The sequence below is a fragment of the Xanthomonas sp. SHU 166 genome (genome assembly GCF_000364685.1).
In the GTDB taxonomy this organism is placed as follows: domain Bacteria; phylum Pseudomonadota; class Gammaproteobacteria; order Xanthomonadales; family Xanthomonadaceae; genus Xanthomonas_A; species Xanthomonas_A sontii.
On sequence record NZ_AQOJ01000155.1, the window covers coordinates 1 to 5,856 of the forward strand.

7 protein-coding genes are annotated in these 5,856 nt (G+C 69.3%); 2 read left to right on the plus strand and 5 right to left on the minus strand.

Annotation, left to right across the window (positions count from 1 at the left end; translation table 11 throughout):
• The 5 genes from D180_RS05880 to gmk form a co-directional block, all read right to left on the minus strand.
• The coding region (locus tag D180_RS05880) for a helix-hairpin-helix domain-containing protein (RefSeq protein WP_043090542.1) at positions 1-672 on the minus strand (672 nt) is incomplete at its 3' end.
• 9 nt (positions 673-681) lie between these two features.
• Positions 682-1,065, minus strand: coding sequence for a RidA family protein (locus D180_RS05885; RefSeq protein WP_010341827.1), 384 nt, complete (start codon positions 1,063-1,065; stop codon positions 682-684).
• Positions 1,066-1,373: 308 nt separating this feature from the next.
• A complete protein-coding gene (locus tag D180_RS05890; protein WP_017909851.1) occupies positions 1,374-3,545 on the minus strand; it encodes a bifunctional (p)ppGpp synthetase/guanosine-3',5'-bis(diphosphate) 3'-pyrophosphohydrolase in 2,172 nt (723 codons plus the stop codon).
• A gap of 100 nt (positions 3,546-3,645) precedes the next feature.
• Positions 3,646-3,945, minus strand: coding sequence for a DNA-directed RNA polymerase subunit omega (gene rpoZ / locus D180_RS05895; RefSeq protein WP_010343101.1), 300 nt, complete (start codon positions 3,943-3,945; stop codon positions 3,646-3,648).
• 111 nt (positions 3,946-4,056) lie between these two features.
• Entirely contained in the window at positions 4,057-4,683 is a 627-nt protein-coding gene (gene gmk, locus D180_RS05900; protein WP_026143411.1) for a guanylate kinase, read from the minus strand.
• Between the two features lie 277 nt (positions 4,684-4,960).
• Here gmk and D180_RS05905 point away from each other — a divergent pair, with 277 nt between their 5' ends.
• Together D180_RS05905 and D180_RS05910 are read left to right on the plus strand one after the other, a co-directional pair.
• Positions 4,961-5,500, plus strand: a complete 540-nt coding sequence (locus D180_RS05905; RefSeq protein WP_232760346.1) for a sigma-70 family RNA polymerase sigma factor — start codon at positions 4,961-4,963, stop codon at positions 5,498-5,500.
• Positions 5,501-5,603: 103 nt separating this feature from the next.
• A partial coding sequence (locus D180_RS05910) for a hypothetical protein (protein ID WP_043090543.1) occupies positions 5,604-5,856 on the plus strand: 253 nt, incomplete at its 3' end.

Genomic DNA, 5,856 nt, shown 5'->3' on the forward strand with positions numbered 1-5,856 from the left:
GAGCGCGGCCAGGTCGGCCTGCGGCGGCGGCCGGTGCGCGACCAGCAACGCACTGCGCAGCGACGGCAGGCCAAGTTCGCTCAGCAGCGACGCCGGCAGCAGTTCCAGTGCCGCCTCCTCCGGCAGCCGGTCCAGCGCCTGGCCGATCAGCCGGCGCACGGTCGCCGGGCCGACACCCTCCACCGCCGGGTACACCGGATCCAGGCGATCGCCCAGCGCCGCATCGTCGCCCTCGCCGAGGATCTGGTAGCTGGGATGCACGAACTCCAGCCCGTGCTGGCCCGGCTTGGGCGTGCCGAAGGCGCGCAAGCGCGCGCCGACCGCGAACTGCGCCGCCTGCGCGGCACGGAACTGGAAGAAGCGCAGCACCAGGGTGCCGCGCGACTCGTCGGCCACGGCCACGCGCAGCATCGGCCGGTAGCGGAAGCCGCGGTCCACCGCCTGCACCCGCCCCTCGACCTGCGCCGGCACGCCCGGCTGCAGCGCCGCCACCGTGGTCAGGCGGGTGCGGTCCTCATAGCGCAGCGGCAGGTGCAGCCACAGGTCCTGCAGGGTGGACAGGCCGCGCGCGGCGAATTTCTCCGCCAGCTTGGGACCGACGCCGGGCAGCGTGGTCAGCGGCACCTCGCCTGCCGCCGACAGCGCCGGCGCCGGAACCTGCACGCGCGGCACGGCGGGAGATCAGTCCAGCACCATCACCGCGTCCACTTCGAAGCCCGCGCCCTTGGGCAGCGCCGAGACTTCGATGGTGGAGCGCGCGGGGAACGGCGCCTGGAAGTAGTCCTGCATCACCGCATTGACCTGCGCGAACTGCGCCAGGTCGGTGAGGTACAGCCCCAGGCGCACGATGCGATCCAGCGAGCCGCCGGCCGCCTCGGCCACCGCCTGCAGGTTGTCGAACGCGCGGCGCGCCTGCGCGGCGATGTCGCCGGCGACGATCTCGCCGGTGGCCGGATCCAGCGGGATCTGTCCGGAGAAGTACACGGTGTTGCCGGCGCGCACGGCCTGCGAATACGGGCCGATCGCGGCCGGTGCACGGTCGGTATGGATGATCTGGCGGGACATGGCGACTCCGTTGGAAGAATGTCCGCCTAGTTTAGCTGGCGTGCGCGGCTGGGGATTGGGGATTGGGGAGCATGACCGTGACAGGATCGCGACCAAGCGTTTTTTCGCAGGCGTCGACTGTCATGCAGCCGCGTTGGCAGGCGGCGCGGACGATGCCCGATCACGGGCACTGGCACGAAGCCCCAGTCCATTCCTTGTGGGAGCGGCTTCAGCCGCGACGAGTGAAGCAGAAAGCCGCCTGACACCATCACGCGTCGGGACTGAAGTCCCTCCCACAAGAACTCCCGACCCATTCCGCCCGGCACCGCCTACTGGCGGCGCACGCTCTGCACCGCGTTCAAGCGCCGCAGCCGACGCATCACTTCGGCCAGGTGGTTGCGGTCGCGCACCTGGATGTTGAAGCGCAGCACCGCGGCGTTGAAGTCGCGGTCCAGATAGTCGACGCGCTCGATGTTGGACTGGCTCTGCGCGATCGCCGCCGCCAGCTGCGCGAGCACGCCGGTGCGGTTCTCCACGTCCACCACCAGCGCGGTGTCGTAGTCGCCGATGACGCTGGTATCCCAGCCGATCGGCACCCAGCGCTCGGGCGACTTGCGCAGTTCGGCCAGGTTCGGACAGTCCAGCCGATGCACCACGATGCCCTTGCCGGCGGTGTGGTAGCCCATGATCTCGTCGCCGGGAATCGGCTGGCAGCAATTGGCGAAGCTGACCACGCCGCGCTCGGTGCCGTTGATCAGGATCTTTTCCTGCGAGTGCTTGGAATGCCCGCCGCCGCGCAGTTCGGCATACGCCATCAGCGCCTGCGCGGCCTGGTTGGGCATCCAGTTGCCCAGGGCCACGTCGGCCAGCAGCGCCTCCAGGCGCGGGTAGCGGTGCTCGCTGAGGAACGAATCCAGGCGCCCCTTGGGCAGCCGCTCCAGCGAGCTGTCCATCGCCTCCAGTGCGCGATCGAGCATGCGATGGCCGAGCTGCACCGCGTCCTCGTGTTCGAGCTGCTTGAGCTGGTGGCGGATCGCGGTGCGCGCCTTGCTGCTGACCACGAACTCCAGCCACTGCGGCTTGGGCGTGGCCGAGCGCGCAGTGATCACTTCCACCGTCTGTCCGCTGACCAGCTTGGTGCGCAGCGGCACCAGCTTCTTGTCCACGCGCGAGGCCACCGCGCGGTTGCCGACGTCGGTGTGCACCGCATAGGCGAAGTCCAGCGCAGTGGAATTGCGCGGCAGCGCCAGGATCTTGCCCTTGGGCGTGAACAGGTAGACCTCGTCCGGGAACAGGTCGACCTTGACGTTGTCCAGGAACTCCAGCGACGAGCCGGCGGCGCGCTGCGATTCGATCAGTTCGACGATCCACGCATGCGCGCGGCTCTGCGCGCTGTTGGGCGAATCGCCGCCGAACTTGTAGGTCCAGTGCGCGGCGACGCCGCGCTCGGCGATCAGGTCCATTTCCTCGGTGCGGATCTGCACCTCGATCGGCGAGCCGTAGGGCCCGAACAGCACCGTATGCAGCGACTGGTAGCCGTTGGCCTTGGGTATGGCGATGAAGTCGCGGAAGCGCGCGTCCAGCGGCTTGAAGGTGGCATGCACCGCGCCGAGGGCGTGGTAGCAGTCGGGCACGCCGCGCACCACCAGGCGGAAGCCGAACACATCCATCACCTGGTCGAAGGATTTGTTCTCGTCGCGCATCTTGTTGTAGATGCTCCACGGCGTCTTGATCCGGCTCACCAGCCGGTGCTCCAGTCCTTCCTTGGCCAGACGCTGCGACAACTGCACTTCCACCTGCGCCATCGACTCGCGGCGCACCACCGGCTGGCTGCGGATGTGTTTTTCGATGATCGCGTGGCGCCACGGATGCAGCGCGCGGAAGCCGAGGTTCTGCAGCTCGGACTTCATCAGGCTCATGCCCAGGCGCTGGGCGATCGGCGCGTAGATCTCCAGGGTCTCGCGAGCGATGCGGCTGCGCGCCTCGGCGCTCTGCGCGCCCAGCGTGCGCATGTTGTGCAGGCGGTCGGCGAGCTTGATCATGATCACGCGCAGGTCTCGCGACATCGCCAGCAGCATCTTGCGGAAACTTTCGGCGGCCGCTTCCTGGCGGTCGCGGAACTTGAGCTTGTCCAGCTTGGTGACGCCGTCGACCAGTTCCGCCACCGCCTCGCCGAACTCCGCGGCCAGCTCGGCGCGGGTCAGCGGCGTGTCCTCGATGGTGTCGTGCAGGATCGCCGCGATCAGCGCCTCCACGTCCAGGCCGAGCTCGGCCAGTACACCGGCCACTGCCACCGGGTGGGTGATGTAGGGCTCGCCGGACTTGCGGGTCTGCCCCGCGTGCGCGGCCGCACCGACCTCCCAGGCGCGGCGCAGCAGCGGGATCTGCTCGGGAGGCAGATAGCTGGCGCTGCGTTCGAGCTGCAGGACGTAGTCGGGGACCGCCTCGTCGGCCGACGATGGCGCGGCGTGGGCGACCTGGGCAGAAGGGCCTGGGTTCATGCGGAAAGACTATGCCAGCGGCGCGTGGACGGCAAACCCGCAAAACGAAACAGCCCGCGGATGCGGGCTGTTCGCAGGACGATCGCGACGCGGGACGCGATCAGTCGTCGTTCTTGGACATGTCCTCGTCGGCCACCACTTCGGCCGCGGCCCATTCCAGGGCTTCGCGCTCGGCGCGCTCGCGTTCGGCCTTCTCGACCTCGTCGATCAGCGCGTTGTCGATCTTGCGCGCGGCGATCTCGCGCAGCGCCAGCACGGTCGGCTTGTCGGCCGACTCGGTGTTGTCGAGGGTGGCCTGCACGCCGTTGGCGAGCTGGCGGGCGCGCTTGGACGCCATCATGACCAGTTCGAAACGGTTGTTAACGACTTCCAGGCAATCTTCTACGGTGATGCGGGCCATGCGGGCTCCCGGCGGGCCGGCGGCGGCCACGCGTTCGAATGAGGGAAAGGGCGGGATTGTAGGGCGGCAACCGCCCGAGATCAACCCCACCCCATTCAGTTCCCTTTGGAATCAGCCAGTTGGCTGTTCCTGCAGGAGGGTATCGATCAGCGCGGCATGGCGCTGCTGCTGCTGCGGCCGGCGCAGGCGGCTGGCGACGAAGATCGCGCACATCTCGTCCACCGCGGTGTCGAAATGCTCGTTGACGATGACGTAGTCGAAGTCGGCGTAGTGCGACATCTCCTCGCGCGCGGCGGCCAGCCGCTGCGCGATCACCGCCTCGCTGTCCTGGCCGCGCTTGCGCATGCGCTGTTCCAGGGCCTCGCGCGACGGCGGCAGGATGAACACGCTGACCGCATCCGGCACCTTGGCCCGCACCTGGCGCGCGCCCTGCCAGTCGATCTCCAGCAGCACGTCGTGGCCGGCGGCCAGCTGCGGCTCCACCGACTGCCGCGCGGTGCCTTTCCAGTCGCCGTGCACGCGGGCGTACTCGAAGAAGTCGCCCGCATCGATCATGCCCTGGAACGCGTCGGCGGAGACGAAATGGTAGTGCTCGGCATGGCGTTCGCCCGGCCGCGGCGCGCGCGAGGTGAACGAGATCGACAGCGCGATCTGCGGGTCGCGCGCCAGGGTGGCGTTGACGATGCTGCTCTTGCCGGCGCCGGAGGGGGCCGCCACGATGTAGAGAGTGCCACGCATCGCTCGGGTCTCGGCGTCGACGGTCGGGCGGCGCACGATACCAGTCCCAGCCGCGACCGCAAGCCGGCGCGCATGTCGCACCTGACACTGGCGCGCCGGCCGCCTCCGCAGCGGGGCGGCAAGCGCATGATGCACAAGCGATTTCCAAGGGCGACCGGTCTCGGCCGGCGCGCTGCGCGCGCCGGCGCCGACAGGCGGCACAATATCGCCGCAATTGAGAATGACTATCACCCGCACTAGACTGCCGGTCTTCCACACGGTTTCCGGGATGGATGCCATGCCCCTTTCCTCTCCCCCGCCCGGCCCTGCACCGCTGGTGGAGGCGCTGGAACGCCAGTACGAGGAGCTACAGCGCTACGCCGCGCGCAAGTACGCGGGGGCGGCCGGCGATCTGGTGCACGATGCCTGGATCCGCCTGGCCACGCGCTGCGCCGGCACCGTGGGCGCCGAGGCTGTGCGCGACCCGGGACGCTACCTGCGCACGGTGATCGATAACGTCGCCAACGACCAGGGCCGCGTGACCGCATCGCGCAGCCGCTTCCTTGCCGCCAACGACACCAGCCACGAGGTGCCCAGTCCGGCGCCCTCGCCCTACCAGAGCGCGCTGAGCCGGCAGGAGTACGCCGTGCTGCTGCAGGCGATCCGCGACCTGCCGCCGCAGGCACGGCGCGTCTTCGTGCTGTTCCGCGGCCGCAACATGAGCACCGCGCAGATCGCAGCGCATCTGGACATCTCCCCGCGCACGGTCGAAAAACACATCGCCGTGGCCGTGACCCATTGCCGGCGCCGCTTGCGCGAGGCCGGCCGCGAGATTTGACGGCACCGCCGGGGGAACCGGCGCTGTCGACCCGTCGTCCCGTACATAGCCCGGCATCCGTCTGCGCTGATGCCCGACCCATTCCTTGACGGATAGGCAACCGATGACCGCCCCTTACTCACCCGATGACAGCCTGCTCGATGACAGCGTGTTCGAACAGGCGGTGCACTGGACCTTGCGCCTGGACCCGGATGCCGATGACGCCACTTGGCGCGCCCATGCCGCGTGGCTGGCGCTGGCGCCGGCGCTGCATGCGCAGGCGATGGCCGAGGCACGCGCGCTGCTCGGCGTGCTGCACGCCCCAGCCGCGGCCATCGGCGACGAACTGGGCATCGACCTCGCCCCGCCCGTCTCTG